The sequence below is a fragment of the Sphingomonas rustica genome (assembly GCF_039652585.1).
Taxonomy (GTDB): Bacteria; Pseudomonadota; Alphaproteobacteria; order Sphingomonadales; family Sphingomonadaceae; genus Sphingomonas; species Sphingomonas rustica.
In genome coordinates, this window is record NZ_JBDIZK010000002.1 from 472,489 (window position 1) to 488,107 (window position 15,619).

Sequence of the window (15,619 nt, forward strand, 5' to 3'; positions counted from 1 at the left end):
GGTAAATGAGCGCGATTTTCGGAATCATCCGGTTCGACGGCAAGCAGGTTACGGATGACACGCTGAAGCGGATGGGCGCGGCGATGCGCACGCGTGGTCCCGACGGCATTCGTCACCTGAACATCGGCCCGGCCGGCCTGGGTCACTGCCTGATGCGAGTCACCCGTGAAGACCGGTTCGAATGGCAGCCGATCGAGCAGGATGGGTTGGTTCTCGTCGCGGATGCGCGGATCGACAACCGCGACGCGCTGGCAGAGACGCTCGACATCGCGCCCGATCGGCTGGAGCGGATGGCCGACAGCGACCTGATCCTTGCGGCCTATCGTGAATGGGGCTCGGAATGCGCCGACCATCTGCTCGGCGATTTCATGTTCGCCATCTGGGACGATGCGCGGCAACGGCTGTGCCTGGGACGCGATCCCATCGGCATGCGTGGGCTCTACTGGTATCAGGGTGATGGTTTCGCCGCGTTCGCAACCGAAGCGAAGGCGCTGATGACCCTTGTCGATGTGCCGCGCAAACTCGATGACGTCCGTCTGATGCGGGCTATCGTCCGGGACTTCCGGACCGGTGAGAACAGTTCCCCGGTGACGGGACTGACGACGATCAGGGGGGGCACGATCCGCTTCGTGTCGCTCGACGGCGTGGTCGAAGACACCGTCTATTGGGAGCCGCATGCTGCATCCGAACATGTCGGTCGCGATGCCGCTTACTATCATGAGACCTACCGAAGGCTGCTGATCGAAGCCATCGATTGCCGCCTGCGCAGGCTGCTCGATCCGCCCGGCCTGTTGCTCAGCGGCGGCTTCGACAGCGCCATCATCGCCGGTATTGCGGGGCAGGGCATGGCCGGGACCGGTCACAGGATACTGACGATTACATCGGCGATGGCGCCCGATGAACGCGATGCGTCGCATCGCGACTCGGATGCGCGGCGGGGCGCGCAATGGTGCCTCGACCATATGCCGCATCTCGATCACAGTTGGTGGGTCCAGTCGGACGAGGACTTCCTGAAGGCGGCGGGCACGGCAGAACATGTCGGCGACGATGTCCCGCTGCAGCTCGGCTTCGTCTTCGACGAGATGTACCGCGATCTGCGAAGCCGCGGCGCGCGTACCGCGTTCGACGGCATCGGGGGTGACGAGACGGTCAACCCGCGCATCCGCTCCGCGCTGGCCAGCTTGTGGCGAGCCCGTCGATGGGGGCGATTCTGGCGTGAGGCGAGGATCGAGGCGCGGAGCGCGCATGTCGGTGCACTCCGGCTGGCGATCGGGGTGATGTTGCCGCAATGGCTCCGGCGACTTGTCCGTGGCCGCCCGGGCGTTGACGGCGTCCACTGGACATCGCGATATTGTGTTTCGGAACAGCTAGAGGCGTTCGTCGAGGCAGGAGACGTCCAGCTTCCCAAGCAGGTTATCGTGGGCGATCTGGGCGCTCGGCTGCGCACCCTCGAACTGCTGCGGTCCCGCGCGCGCCAGAACAACGCCAACGAGGCAGCTGCGCAGGGGCTGGAATTGGTTCGGCCGATGCTCGACCGGCGCCTTATCGAATTCGGGCTCGCGGTGCCGGACAGCGTGCAGAGGGTGAACGGCCGCTATCGCGCGCTTGCCAGAGCGGCGCTCGCCGACATTCTGCCGCCGGAGTTCGCGACTCGGCCGCCTGGACAGGAAATGCTGTTGCCTGGAAGTGAACGAATGATCCGCGGTGCCGCATCGGCAATGCGCGAGGATCTGATTCGCTGGCAGGACCGGCCCGAGCTCAGCTCGCATCTCCGGATCGATCGACTTGTGGAGGATCTGGCGCCCGACCGCGTCGAGACGGCCGACGGCATTCAACTTGCCGTCATCGCGCGCATGTATCTCACCGCGCGCTATATTGCATGGTTCCGCGGGCTGAACTGACCGTCGCGACGACGATCAGTTCAGCCCGGGCTTCGACAATCAGGAAGGCCGGTCGGTCGGAACCGTGGACTCGAGGAAGGTCGGCAGCTGGTTTGCAGCGGTGTCCGCCGCAGCCGAGGTGATGATCTGCGGTGCGACCCAGACCCGACGCGCGCCTTCGCGCGATTCCGAGCTGACGTCGCGGTTCGAAATGTCACTCATTACGATCCCCTGTTTACTTGAACCGACCGGCGGTTGCCCGGTCATGATCATTTCGTCAATAACCTGTGCTGCAACCTTGCCCATGTTCCTTCGAGCAGTACGGGCCGATCGATTAGTCCATCAGGAGGTTGCGACCTAAGTAATGTTACCTGTTTCCGTTTGGCCGATCAACATCGAGCAGGATGCGCTTTGGTTCCAGCGAAAGAAAAGGCCTCGGGACGTTACTCCGATAGAATCGCCATTTTGAGTACATTGGAGTTAGCCAGGCCCAAGCGAACGCCAGCCGAGTTTCCGGGTCTGGCGATCGGGGCCCGGCAGTCGCTTGACTCATCAATCGAGGTGGACAACGAGCAGTGCGTTCGTCGCCGGATGGGCACGTCGGAGGCTCGGTGCGTCGGTGGATCCGACTGCCGTGGGACGATCGACAGTGCCGGGAGGCTATTGGGGTAGGCTTTCAAGTCTGGGTGGGTAAGTGGTGCAGTATCTTGTTTGCGGACTGGCGGTCGAAAGCGATCTTCTGCTGCCGGCGTTCAGCCCCCCATCGGTCGGCCCCGTGGGAGTGCTCGATGCCATCATCTCCCTCCAATCGGAGTTGCCCGAGGTCACCGACGTCACGCACCGGGGCCCGAACTGGACGTTGGGGCAGGACCAGTATCGCCTGAAGGTGCCGGGCATCGTCGATATGCTCGTTCGGGGCGGACGGACCATCGATTACCATCTGCTCGGCGGGACGGCAGCGGATGCTGCTGCATTCGTTGCGTCTACCGGCCTCGGCGCACTTCTCCACCAGCGCGGCGATGTCGTGCTTCATGCCAGCGCGGTACAGGTCGGGCAGGGTGCCGTCCTCTTCTGCGGCCCGTCGGGCGCGGGGAAGTCGACCATCGCGGCGGCGCTCGTCGAACGCGGTTACCCGCTGGTCAATGACGATTTCTGTGCGGTCCGCACCCTGGGCGATCAGGTGCTGCTGTACCCCGATGGCCGTCAGCACAAGTTGTGGGAGCAGGCCGTCGATCATCTGGCGGCGGGTGACCGGGTGGGCCAGCCGATCCGTCCTGCGCTCAGCAAATTCTATGTCGCTCCGCGTCTGGCAAGCGCCAATGGTGAGCCACTCCCGATCAGCGCCGTCTATGCCTTGCGGGAGGATCGCCGCCCGGACAGCGCAACGATCGAGAAGTTGAACGTGGTGGACGCCGCCCGGGCGTTGCGGCGCAACGCCTATCGCCCGATGTTGACGCGACTGATGGGTCAGCAGCAACTCTATTTCGAGATGAGCGTCCGCCTCCTCCGCCAGGCGGTCGTCGGCGAATTGGTGCGCGCGATGGACTTTGCGTCGATGCCGGTGACGCTCGACCGGCTGGAAGCCGAATGGGTGCGTTCGGGACTGCTCCAGGCCGCCTGATGAAGCGCTATTGGCTCGCCTCCTATCCCAAGTCGGGAAACACGTGGCTACGGCTTCTGCTCGCCAATATCGGTCGTGAAGAGCCTGTGAGCATCAACGGCTTTGGCGGAAGCCGTACCGGTATTGCCAGTGCGCGGGGTTGGTTCGAGACGGCGCTTCATTTGCCATCCGGGCTGCTGACCCATGCGGAATGCGATGCCCTGCGCCCGCTCGTCTACGCCTCCGACGAGATGATCGAGGAGGATGGGCAGCTGGAGTCGAGCCCCCTTGGCGACGTCAGCTTTTGCAAGGCGCATGACGCCTATGTGCATGTCGCCGACGGTATTCCCCTGATGCGCGGCGGTGCGTCGATCGCCGGGGCGATCCTGATCGTGCGCGACCCGCGCGATGTCGCGACATCGCTCGCCAATCATCTCGGGCGAGATGTCGACCAGGCGATTCGGTTCATGTCTCGTCCCGATGCGGCGCTGTGCGAGGCAACCGACGGCCAGCGCAACCAGCTGCGGCAGACCCTGCTTGACTGGGGCGACCATGCCCGGAGCTGGCTCGACCAGAGCGACCTCCCGGTCCATCTGCTGCGTTACGAAGAACTTCACGCGAATACCGAACGTGCACTCATGGAGGCACTCGAATTTTGCGGGATCGCCATTGACGAGGCGGAGGTGGCGCGGTCTGCTGCCTTTGCGGACTTCGGCACCTTGCGTGCCCAGGAGGATCGGGAAGGATTTCGCGAGGCTCCGGTCTTCGGAAACGATACCGCTCGCTTCTTCAGAAGCGGGCGCGTCGGAGGCTGGCGCGACGAACTCAGCGAGCAGCAGGTCCGTGCGATCGAGGCTGCCCATGCTCCGGTCATGCGACGCCTGGGGTACGAACTTCATTATGCAAAGGAACATTCATGATCTTGGCACAACAGACCGGCTGGCTGGTTTCTCATGTCGGTGACGAAGTCCTGATGCTCAATATCGACCGCGGCGAGTATGTCGGGCTGAACCCGAGTGGTGCCGCCATCTGGGAATTGCTCGAGGCACCGAAGACGGTACCGGCGCTGATCGACGAACTCGTCGCCCAGTTCGAGGTGACCCGCGACCAGGCAACCGCCGATGTCGATGCGTTCGTCGAAACCGCCCTGCAGCGCGGAGTGCTGGTCGAGGTTCCGGAAGCGCGCGACTGACTGTTGCGTTCTCGTCCGGTGCCGGCCCAAATGATCCCGGCATCGCGATCATGACTGCCATCGCCTCACATCAGGCCAAATCGGCTTAAAAAAAGATCCTGCGGGCCGTGGATCGGTCTGCGCTGTCGTTGACTCGTCCAAGCATCTGCCTCACCCTCGATCAATATTCAGAATGCGTCGGCGGATGTGTTCTCGGGGTATAGTTGCAGCCTATTTATGGACGTGTCGAAGATGGCGGCGGTCTCGGCGATCTGTGCTTCTTCCAGATCTGAAACCTTTTCTGGAAGGCTTGGCCGCCTCGGGGGCGGCGTCGCATGATGAGTGCGGCGGAGATGCTCGACCGGATCTTCGTCACCGTTCCGATGCTGCGCGTGGAAATGTGCGGCGAAACCGTGTCGATCAGTAATGTTGCAGCGGGTACTGCAAAGCGGTGCGGACCCGAGATCCTCGAGCTCCTGGAATATTTCCGGGAGCCTCGGACGCTGCGCAGCTGGCTCACCAGACCTGGCGCCTCGCCCCAGAATGTTCCGACCGCGATCAGCCATGCGTTTCTGATCGATGTCGATCAACTCGTGACGGCCGAGGTTGGTCCGATCGGCAGCGCCACGCGCGTCTCGGAGCTGCTCGCGCAGGAGGTTAGGGCCGACACCGTGATTTTCGGCGCGCCCGTCGATGTTGCCTCGACGGGACGGGGCGGGGCACGTTGCGGACCGATGGAGATCCGGAAGCAGATGCAGCTGCCGTTTGCAGCCGCGGGCACCGCAGCGGGCACTGTCTATCTCGATTTCGAGATGCGCCGCCAATATTCCGGGCCGCCGCCGTCGATCGCTGATCTCGGGTCGGTCGCCGGACTGGCGGGAGAAGGGATGGCCACCTACGGTCCGAGGATCACGCTGCTGTCCGAGATGATCCTGGGAAGCGGTGCGGTTCCCGGCATGCTCGGCGGCGACCATTCCTGCACGGCGTTCGCGCTGGAGGCGCATCTGCGGCACTGGCCTGCCCTCGGCATCCTGCATTTCGATGCCCATCACGATCTGTGGCCGCCGGCTGGACCGCAGTTCGATTATTTTACCCACGCCAATGTCTTTCATCGGTCGCTGGGGTCTCCGATGTTGAAGGCGATCCGCCAGTTGGGACTGCGCGTCTTCGAGGCGGCCTCGGCACATCGGCTGCAGGACGACTCGCGCGTGAGCTTCTTCAGCGCGCGGGAGCTTCAGCGAATGGAACCCGAGGCAGCGTTGGCCGGGCTGCCGCGCGACATTCCCTATTATCTGACGTTCGACATCGACTGCATCGATCCGATCCAGGCGCCCGAAACCGGCACGCCGTTGCCGGGTGGGCTAAGCTATCATCAGGCGCTCGATCTGGTCGATTATGCCGCCCGCGAATTCGAACTGGTCGGCTGGGACATCGTTGAAGTAGGTCAGGCCTCGGGCGCCTTCAACGGCGCCGCCGGCTGTGCTGCGCGGCTCGTTCGGCAGCTGTTGTTGGGCAACAGGCCGTTTGAGCCGCTGGGCGCCTACACCCAACCCGTCTCGACCTCATTGCGGGCTCCGGTGGATCCGGCGTCGGCCGCGCGTCGCCAACCTCAACTGGATGGACTGGGCATTTGGACCGGCTCGAGCCACTGACCCTCGCCCGAAATCGCACGCTGGCCGGCGCGCTCGACCAAGTGGCGCCGTTTCTGCCCGATGTGCTGATGTCGCGGCAGAGCCTGGATCACACGCGCCGGGTCGCGGCGCTGTTCCCATCCGACGCGGTCGATTTCTTCGGTTTCGAATCCCGCCTCGGCGATGTGGCCAGCAGTTCGACCGATTGCGCCCTCAACCTGTCGCCATCGGGTGCGCGGGCGCTGGCACGCGACGCGATCGGCCCGGACACCGAATTGTGGCGACGCATCGGCCGCTTCTACCGGTTGTGGGAAGAGACCCACCGCGATCCGTTCGCCGACGCGCCGGCCACCTGGCTGGAGTTCGATGCAAGCGCGGTCGAGCCGTCGCCCAACCTTCTGTTCGGCTATTGGCCCGATGACGAGCAGGCCGATCGGCCGTGGCGGTGGATGCAGGATAGTGTCTTCCCGATGCTGTTCGGCGGAAATTACTCGGCACCGCTGCGGGACAGCCTGGATCGCTGTTTCCACGCCTGTCCGCCGGGGACGGTCGATTTCCAGATCGGGCTGATGCTCAGCCGGCCGATCCAGGCGGTACGGCTCTGCATCTTCGACCTGCCGATCGACGCCTTGCCGGGCTATCTCGACGCGATCGGATGGACCGGGGACCGGGCAGGGCTGGAACGGCTGATCGGCGCATTTCGGCCGCACTGCGATTTTGTCGGGCTGCATTTCGACGTGGCCGCCCAGGTCTTTCCCCATATCGGGATCGAGCCGAATTTCCGGTCGGGAAGCTGGTCGCGCCAGCCCCATCGCGAGCCGCGCTGGCAGGGCTTGTGGCAGGTGCTGACGGAGGCAGGCCTGCTGCGCGAGGCGAAGCGAGATGCGCTGCTGGGCTGGACGGGCCACCAACAGGTGATCCTTGATGACATGCCGACGCTGCTGCTGCGCGGGCTCAGCCATATCAAGGTCGTTCAGGCGGCCGATGGCTCGGCGATCGCGAAGGCCTATTTCGGGATCGCCCTGCGCGAGGCTGCCCAGCCATGACGCTACTGCTCGCCGCGTCCGCACGGCTCGACGCCGCTATTGCGCGGGCCCAGGATTTTCTCCTGTCTGCGCAGGATGCCAATGGCGGCTGGCGCGATTTCCTGCTGCCGGCGGGGCTGAGCGACGGGTGGGTGACCGGCTATGTCGGTGAAGCGCTGATCGAGGGGGAGGGCCCGGATCGCCCGTGGCCGGCCGCGCGTCGGGCGTGGCGGTTTCTGCAATCTGCCGAAACCCCGCTTGGCGGATGGAGCTACAACGCGAACGTCCCCGGCGATGCCGATAGCACCTTGTGGGGACTGAGGTTCGCGGAGGCGATCGACGAGGCGACGATGCCCGTCGCCGAACGCGCCTATGCGTTTCTTGACCGCCATATCCGAAAGGATGGCGGGCTCAGCACTTATGCCGAGGCCGGGCCGATCCGCGACTATACCGGGATGCCCGCCTTCGTGCCGTTCGATGGCTGGGTCAGGTCGCATGTCTGCGTGTCGGCGGCCGGAGCCAATCTGTCGCGGCGGCCTGCCGGGCTCATCGACTATCTTGTGTCGCAACAGGATGAGGATGGCGGTTGGTCGGGTTATTTCTGGTTCGATCGTGAATATGCGACCGGCGAGGCCGTGCGCGCCTTGTCGCGCATCGGGCCCGACGATTCCCGGAGCCGTGATGCGATCGATCTCGCCGCCACGTGGCTGACGCGCCGTGTCCTGCACCTTGCTGCGGCCGAGGGGCGGGTGCGCCCGACCTTCGCGCTGGCCTGCGCCGCCCGTGCGCTTGCCGATGTTGCACGGAACCGCGATGCGCGCGAGGCGCTGGCGCGGGCGGCGGACAGCCTGGTCGAGTGGCAACGCGAAACCGGATCGTGGGGCCCCTCCGCTCGCCTCAGGGTGCCCCCCCCCTATGCAATCGTTCCACCGGAAGAGGCGACCTGGACGCGCTGGGAAGGTCTTCCGCCCGACACATCGTCGTCCGCCGAAGTGCTGGCGGCGACCTTCACCAATTTCAGTCCCGATCATCGCGGGCTCTTCAGCGCGGCGACCGCGTTGCGGGCGCTGCGCGCCATCGCCCGAGGGAAGGTGTCGTGACGATGGCTGCCGTCCGCCCGAGGCCCGATCCGCAACAGTCGGACTTCGCCGCGCAGGGGCATTGCCTGATACGCGCTGCCCTGCCGGCCGAGACGGTGGAGGCCGCGGCGGGCCCGTTCCGGGCTTATGTGCGCGATCGCCACGCAGGCCTCAACGGCTTCGAGCGCTCGCTGGGCGCAAGCGCGACGCGCACGGTCTTCGACCTCGCCACCGCGCCATCCTCGATCCGTGAACTGGTCTGCTCACCGGTGCTGGGTCGCATCGCCGCGGACGCGCTCGGGGTCGCGGCGGTCCGGGTGTTGCACTTCAACGGGTTCTACAAGCCGGGCGGCGGCATGGCCACGCCGTGGCACCAGGACATGGGCTATATCCCGCTGACGTGCGACGCGGTCGTGACGCTCTGGCTTCCGCTGGTGCCGGTCACCGCGGAGATGGGGCCGCTGATCTTCGCCAGCGGATCGCACCATGACGGCGCGCTCGACCTTGCCGGGATCGACCAGCGCTATCCCGTTTCGGTGAACGCGCCGATGCAACCCGGAGACCTTTCGCTGCACAGCGGCTGGACGGCGCATCGATCGGAACCCAATCGCTCGGGCCGCACGCGCGAGGCCGTGGCGATCAGCTATTTTCCCGACGGCGCTCGCGTCCGATCGGCACATGGCGGACCGCCGATGATGGCGAGCCTGCTGGCGGAGGCGCTGGCCGGGATCGAACCGGGGTCGCCGGCACGCGGCGACACGGTGCCACTCGTCTATGCCCATGGAGGCATGCCCCCATTCGAAAGGGATCATGGATCATGATGCTGGCCGATCTGCCATCGCTCGACAGCCATTATGCGATCGCAACGCAGACGATCGCCGACTTCCGCCGGGACGGTCATCTCAAGCTGAGCGGCGTATTCGAGCGGGAGGAAATCGCGGCCTTCCGACCCGCGCTGAAGGACGCGGTCGCACGTTCCAACGCCGACCATCACTCGATGGAGCAGAAGGTTGCGGGCAACGGCAAGAACTGGATGTTCGTCAACAATCTGTGGACGCTCGATCCGATCGCCCGCCTCTTCATCCTCGCGCCGCGACTGGGTCAGATCGCAGCCGATCTGATGGGGGTCGATGCCGTCCGCCTGTTCCGCGACCAGAGTTATTTCAAGGGGCCGGGTGGTGCCAACACGCCCTGGCATCAGGACGCCTATTTCATGCCACTCGACAGCGACCAGATCGTGACGATGTGGATCCCGCTCACCGACATCGTCCCCGAACTGGCGCCGATGAGCTACGTCACCGGATCCCATCATCATGGCTTTATCGGCCCGTCCAACGGCGACGATGAGTCGATGGATGCGTTCGAGGCCGAAATGCGCGGGCGCGGCCTGGGCATTCACAATTATCAGCGGCTGAGCGCCGGCGACGTCGCGGTCCATTCGGCCTGGACGATGCATTCATCGCGATCGAATACGGCGGACCAGCTGCGCGAGGCGATCGTGATCGTTTTCTTCGCCGACGGGGCGCGGCTGTCGGCGGAGCGCCCGATGACCCGGGACGCGCCGCCGCAAGAGTTCTTCGCGCGGTTGATCCGCAAGCAGAATCGCGAGACGTCGCTCCCCGGACTGCAACCCGGCGATCTCGCGGCTGGCGACATGACGCCGCTGGTATTCTCGCGATGACGATGGCCTCCAGCGAGACGGCTGCCGTCACGATGATCGACCCGGCGCCGCGCGATCCCGACACATTGCGGTTCGAGGATCTGATCTTTCCGCTGCGGCGAAACGAGTTCCTCGCCGACTATTGGGAGCAGCGGCCTTTCGTGTCGCGCGCCCGTTCGCCGAGCCATTTCCGCGCCTTGTTCTCCAGCCGCGACGTCGATGCGGTGATCCACTATCAGCGGCCGCGTCCGGGCAGCATCGATCTGGTGACCGACCATGGTTTCGTTCGCGACAATTTCTTGAACGCCGACGGCACCGCCAACATCAATCTGGTCTATCAGAGTTATCTGAAGGGCAGCACGGTGATCCTCAGCGGGCTGGAAAACAGCTGGCCGCCGCTTGCGACCTATTGCCGCCACCTGGAGGGGGACCTCAATCATCCGGTGGGCGTGGCAGTCTATATGACCCCGCCGCACACCGCGGGGGTGAAGCCGCATTTCGATACCCAGGAAGGCTTTCTGGTCCAGGTCGACGGGTCGAAGCACTGGAAGGTCTATCCGCCGCTGCAGGAGTTTCCCAAGGTCGAGGGATCCTACAGTCCGGTCGAACGGGCGATGCTGGCAGAGCCGATCCTGGAGGTCACGCTGGCGCCGGGCGATGTCCTGTATATCCCGCGCGGCTTCCCCCACGAAGGCGTCTCTGCCGATGATGGCGCATCGCTGCACATCACGCTCGAGATTCATGTCCGGTCATGGTTCGACCTGATGTCGGATGCACTGGAGGCGCTGGCTGATCGAGACAAGCGCTTTCGCCAGTCGGTCCCGCTCGGCTTTCTGGAGGATGCGGCGGCGCGCGAGATCCTTGTCGGCCAGTTCGACGCGTTCAAGGCGCGGTTCCACCGCGACAGCCGGCTGGACGATGCGGTCTTCAAGCATGTCGAGCACCTCGCGGTGCAGAAACCGCCGCTTCCCGACGGCCATTTCTCGAAGATCTTTGCGGACATTGCGCTCGATACCCGGCTTCGCAAACGCCGGATCGCGCTGTCCCGGCTGTTCGAGGTGGAGGGAACCGCGGGCATGCAATTCTCCGGCAACAGCATCGCCGGGCCGGCGAAGATCGGCCCGGCGCTGGCGTTCGTCCGGTCGGTCGACGACTTTACGCCGGCCGATCTTCCCGGGCTGGGCGACAGGGAGCGGCTGGTGCTGGCGCGCCGACTGGTCGCCATCGGCCTGCTGACGCTTGCCTGACATGCTCGCGACGCGAAACAGCCTGCTCGACCGCCTCGTCGCCCCTCTTTCGGCACGCAGCTTTCTCGACGACTATTGGGAGCGCAGGTCACTGGTCCTTTCGGGCGACCCGTCGCGGTTTCAGCATTTCTTTGCGCTCGGCGATGTCGGGCGCCTGCTCCATTATCTGAAGCCGTCGCCGCCCGAGGGCATGATGCTGGTCAGGGAAAGCCAGCATTATGCCCGGCGCTGGACCAATGCGGACGGAACTCCGCGGCCGTCATCGGTGCGGGCGGCGCTGGGCGAGGGCTATTCGCTGATCGTCAACGGGATCGATAAATTATGGGAGCCGGTCGAGCGTTTTGCCGGCGAACTTCAGGCGCAGTTGCAGCATCCGGTCGACGTGAACCTCTACGTGACCCCACCTGGTGCGCGGGCATTCTCGCATCACTGGGACATCATGGATGTGTTCATCCTACAGGTGGCGGGAAGCAAGACGTGGCAGATCCGCGAAGCCGCCGTGGATCGTCCCTTGCCCGACGAGCATGCGCCGGTCGGCGACCCGCCGCCGCCTCTGGTCTTCGAAGGTGATCTCGACGCAGGCGGTCTGCTCTACATTCCGCGCGGTCACGTCCATTCGGCCTGCACCACGCGCAGCCTGTCCATGCATCTGAGCGTTGGCGTGCACCCCAAGACCTGGCTCGACCTGATGTCCGCCGCAATCAAGGCCTCGCGCGGGGACAGCAGGCTGCGGGGGGCGCTCCCGCCCGGCTATCTCGATGGCAGTGGCGTTCAATCGGGCTTTAGGGAACTTGCAGCGGCACTTCCCGCGCTGCTCGATCCCGACCGTGCGCTTGGGCAGTTGGCGCAGGACTGGCTCGTCAGCCAGTCGCCCCCGCCGGGCGATGCATTTCTGGATGCGGGACCTGACCTGGCAGCGGATTCCGTGGTCCGGCTTCGTGCCGATATGCTCTGCCACGTGTTCGAGGGCGAGGGGCGCGCGGGAATGAGCTATTCCGGCGGACAGATCGCCGGGCCCGCGAAGATCGGGGCGGCGCTGCGCACGCTGTCGCAGCGGGGCGCGGTAGCGATCCGCGATCTCGACCCGCGGCTCAGCGAGCGCGAGGCGCTGGTGCTCGCGACCCGACTGTATCGGGACGGGCTGCTGGAGCTCGAGTGCCAGCACTCGTGAGAAAGGGAGCGGCCGACGAGGCCTATCTGCGTCGCATCGTCGAAGAGTCGGCGACGATCGCCGAGCGGGTGCATGGCGAGTTCGAGCCGGTCATCGGCTCCGCCTCCGCTGACCTGGCGAGCGAGCGGCTTTCGCGGTGGCGCGCCAAGCTGTCGGTGACCAACCCGAGCGCATTCGATCGGCGGCTCGACTGGCTCGGGACGTCCGCGGCCGAAGTTGCGCCGCTGCTGGGGGAGGTGCGTTTCGCGGGCGAACTGCCGCCATGGTCGATATGGCTTGGACATGCGCTTGAAGCGCCTTCGGCAGGGCCTGCACCCGACTGCCCCTTCGGTGCCTTGATCGCACCCTTTGTCAGCCAGGCGCGCCAGGCGATCGCGCCTGCTCTCCACAACGGTTTCACCTCCGAAGCGATCGAGGCGCTGCTGTCGGACCTGGCCGAGGAACTCAGCCATATCGCCGCGCCAAGCTTCTACCTGGCCTTTTCGGCCTTGCGCTCGGCCAGGGGGGGCGCTGTTCCGGGGGCGACGACCGTCTATGACTTGTTCGTCGCCGACATGCTGGCGGGGGGGATGCACGACTTCCTGCTCGATTATCCGGTACTGGGTCGGCTGCTGGCGGTCACGCTGTCTGATTTCGTCGATAACAGCCTCGCCTTGGGCCGGGCGCTGCAAGCCGATCTGGAGGCGCTCGAGCAGGAATTCGCTGGTGGACGCACGGTCGAAAAGGTCGTCGCCGTGCGCAGTTCGCTCTCCGACAGGCACAATGGCGGGCGCACCGTCTCCTTGCTCAGCTTCGCATCAGGCCAAAGGCTGATCTACAAACCGCGCGACATCGGCGTCGAACGGGCCTGGTTCGATTTGCTTGCCGAATTGAATGCGCGCGGCGGCGGTGAGTTCGGGCTGTTGCGCGTTCTTGCCAGGCCGCTTCACGGGTGGGTGGAATTTGCCGAACCGGCACCCTGCGCGGATGCGGCGGACCTGACGCGCTATTACCGGCGGGCGGGGATGCTGCTCGCCATGCTCTACGCCATGGAAGCGTCGGACTGCTTCTTCGAGAATATCGTCGCGCGCGGTGCCTGGCCGCTGCTGATCGATATGGAAACCCTGATGCATCCGGTGATCAGGGGCAGGTCCGATCTGTCGCCGGCCGAGATGATCGCCGACGACATGTTGTTCAACTCGGTGTTCCGCGCCGGCTTTCTCCCGGCATGGGAGATGGGGCCGGCGGGGCACTGCGTCGATATCAGCGGGCTCGCCGCTGAACCGGGCCAGGAAACCTCCTACGTCAAGCGCGTCTGGCGCGATGCCAATAGCGACGCGATGACTCTGGCGCAGGAGCCGATTTCGGTCGACCGCAGCGATCACCTGCCGATTATGGGTGGCGCGCCGGGACGGGTGGCCGACCATGTCGAGGACGTGATTGCCGGATTTACCCAAATCTATCGGCTGATCCTGTCGGACCTGGCCGCCTTTGCCGGCCCGGAGGGAATCGCGCGGCGCTTTGCCGGCAGCGAGATCCGCTTCGTGTTTCACGCGACCCGCATCTACGGGCTGGTGCTCAAGCGGCTCGGCGCCCCGCGTCACATGCGTAGCGGGGTCGAACGCAGCATCGAGATGGACGTGATCAGCCGCTTCTATCTCGACTCGCACAAGCAGGATCGATTCCGCCAGATCCTCGACGCGGAGACTGCGTCGCTCGACCGGCTCGACATCCCCAAATTCACCGTTCGCGCCGACGAACGGTCCCTGCGGCTTCCGACCGGCGTCTGCCTGGACGATCTTTTCGAGGAATCGGCGATCGAGCGCGTTCAGCGTCGGGTCGCCTCGTTCAGCGAGGATGATCTTCGCCTGCAAAGCGAGTTCATCCGAGCATCGCTGGACCTCGCTTCGACGGTCATGCAGCACGAACCCATCGCAGCCGCGGTGGCTCTGGACACCATGCCACCGGTCAGCTCGGACGAACTGATCGCCGAGGCGCAGGTGATCGGCGCGGAACTGGCGGCCAGGGCGATCATGTCGAGCGACGGCGGGGCCACCTGGATTGCGCCGCAGTTGCTGCCCGGCGCCAATCGTCACGAGTTCCGGCCCCTGCGCATGGACCTTTACTCCGGCGTCGCGGGCGTGGCGCTGTTTTTCGCCGCGCTCGACCGGGTGACCGGGAGCGGTCGCGATCTCGCGCTGGCGGCTTTGGCACCGCTGCGTCGCTATCTGAAAACCGCCGATGCCTCGCGAATGGTCCGCGACGGCTATACGCTTGGAGCCGCGACCGGCGTGGGGTCTTTCGCCGCATCGCTTGCCTGGTGTGGCGAGCTGCTCGACGAACCGGTCCTGCTCGTCGAGGCGGTCGCGTTCAGCAGCGGGCTGTCCCCGAAATGGATCGATGACGACGACGCCTATGATGTCATGGCCGGATCGGCCGGGGCGACCCTTGGGTTGCTGAGCCTGTATCGTCGCAGCGGCAGCGCCGACGTGCTGGCGAAGGCCGTGGCATGCGGCAACCATCTGATCGCGCGGGCCGACACGGTCGATGTCGGGCTTGCCTGGCGGCCGCCCGGCGGCGGACGCCATCTCACCGGCCTGTCGCATGGGACTGCCGGGATTGCGACGGCGCTGTCCCAACTCGGTATCGCGGCGGGGGAAGCGCGCTTCGTGAGAGCGGCCGAGCAAGCAATTGCCTATGAGCGTGCGGTGTTCGATCGGGAGCATGGCAACTGGCCGGATTTCCGGCAGGGCGGGGAGGGAACAGCCAGCTTCATGCACAGCTGGTGCCACGGTGCCCCAGGCATCGGGCTGGCGCGTGCTGCCGGCGGCGGCGACCTGTCGGCATATGACCGCGCCGATCTGGAGGCGGCCTTCCGGACGACTGCCCGCCACGGGATCGGCGATCGCGACGGGGTGTGCTGCGGTGCGCTGGGCCGCGCCGAATTGTTCCTCGTGAAAGCCGCGCTCGACAGCGATGCCGAAGCTGACACCCGCGCACGGCAATGGGCGGCGCAGGTGCTGGCCCGAAAGCGCAGCGCGAACGGCTATCGCCTGACGGGACGCGCCGGGCAGGAGTTCTTCGACCCGTCCTTCTTCCAGGGACTGTCGGGAATTGGATACCAGCTGCTTCGAACCGCCGACCCGCGCCTGCCGTCGGTCCTGAGCTGGCAATAG

13 protein-coding genes are annotated in these 15,619 nt (G+C 65.4%); 12 read left to right on the top strand and 1 reads right to left on the bottom strand.

Translation table 11 applies throughout. The features are described from left to right. Positions 1-5: 5 nt before the first annotated feature. Positions 6-1,901, top strand: a complete 1,896-nt coding sequence (locus TPR58_RS05130) for an asparagine synthase-related protein (protein ID WP_346245542.1) — start codon at positions 6-8, stop codon at positions 1,899-1,901. Between the two features lie 39 nt (positions 1,902-1,940). Here the strand turns inward: TPR58_RS05130 and TPR58_RS05135 are convergent, their stop codons facing one another. Beyond that, complete coding sequence (locus tag TPR58_RS05135) at positions 1,941-2,186, bottom strand: hypothetical protein (RefSeq protein WP_346245543.1); 246 nt, start codon at positions 2,184-2,186, stop codon at positions 1,941-1,943. Between the two features lie 391 nt (positions 2,187-2,577). Here TPR58_RS05135 and TPR58_RS05140 point away from each other — a divergent pair, with 391 nt between their 5' ends. From TPR58_RS05140 to TPR58_RS05190, 11 genes are all read left to right on the top strand, one after another. After that, on the top strand, positions 2,578-3,501 hold the full coding sequence (locus tag TPR58_RS05140) for a hypothetical protein (RefSeq protein ID WP_346245544.1): 924 nt from the start codon (positions 2,578-2,580) through the stop codon (positions 3,499-3,501). After that, positions 3,501-4,400, top strand: coding sequence for a sulfotransferase domain-containing protein (locus TPR58_RS05145; protein ID WP_346245545.1), 900 nt, complete (start codon positions 3,501-3,503; stop codon positions 4,398-4,400). Before TPR58_RS05140 ends, TPR58_RS05145 begins: the two co-directional genes overlap by 1 nt. Further along, a complete protein-coding gene (locus tag TPR58_RS05150; protein ID WP_346245546.1) occupies positions 4,397-4,672 on the top strand; it encodes a PqqD family protein in 276 nt (91 codons plus the stop codon). The genes TPR58_RS05145 and TPR58_RS05150 overlap by 4 nt, the downstream gene beginning before the upstream one ends. Positions 4,673-4,986: 314 nt before the next feature. After that, on the top strand, positions 4,987-6,303 hold the full coding sequence (locus TPR58_RS05155; RefSeq protein ID WP_346245547.1) for an arginase family protein: 1,317 nt from the start codon (positions 4,987-4,989) through the stop codon (positions 6,301-6,303). After that, entirely contained in the window at positions 6,282-7,328 is a 1,047-nt protein-coding gene (locus TPR58_RS05160) for a hypothetical protein (RefSeq protein WP_346245548.1), read from the top strand. Before TPR58_RS05155 ends, TPR58_RS05160 begins: the two co-directional genes overlap by 22 nt. After that, positions 7,325-8,407, top strand: a complete 1,083-nt coding sequence (locus tag TPR58_RS05165; protein ID WP_346245549.1) for a prenyltransferase/squalene oxidase repeat-containing protein — start codon at positions 7,325-7,327, stop codon at positions 8,405-8,407. Before TPR58_RS05160 ends, TPR58_RS05165 begins: the two co-directional genes overlap by 4 nt. Positions 8,408-8,409: 2 nt before the next feature. Further along, a complete protein-coding gene (locus tag TPR58_RS05170; protein WP_346245640.1) occupies positions 8,410-9,207 on the top strand; it encodes a phytanoyl-CoA dioxygenase family protein in 798 nt (265 codons plus the stop codon). After that, positions 9,204-10,067, top strand: coding sequence for a phytanoyl-CoA dioxygenase family protein (locus TPR58_RS05175; protein WP_346245550.1), 864 nt, complete (start codon positions 9,204-9,206; stop codon positions 10,065-10,067). Before TPR58_RS05170 ends, TPR58_RS05175 begins: the two co-directional genes overlap by 4 nt. Beyond that, positions 10,064-11,293 carry a cupin domain-containing protein gene (locus TPR58_RS05180; protein WP_346245551.1) on the top strand — a complete coding sequence of 410 codons (1,230 nt, stop codon included), beginning with the start codon at positions 10,064-10,066 and terminating at the stop codon, positions 11,291-11,293. The genes TPR58_RS05175 and TPR58_RS05180 overlap by 4 nt, the downstream gene beginning before the upstream one ends. A 1-nt stretch (position 11,294) precedes the next feature. Next, the gene (locus tag TPR58_RS05185; RefSeq protein ID WP_346245552.1) at positions 11,295-12,464 is read left to right on the top strand and encodes a cupin domain-containing protein; all 1,170 of its coding nucleotides are present in this window, start codon (positions 11,295-11,297) and stop codon (positions 12,462-12,464) included. Next, a complete protein-coding gene (locus TPR58_RS05190) occupies positions 12,449-15,619 on the top strand; it encodes a type 2 lanthipeptide synthetase LanM family protein (RefSeq protein ID WP_346245553.1) in 3,171 nt (1,056 codons plus the stop codon). The genes TPR58_RS05185 and TPR58_RS05190 overlap by 16 nt, the downstream gene beginning before the upstream one ends.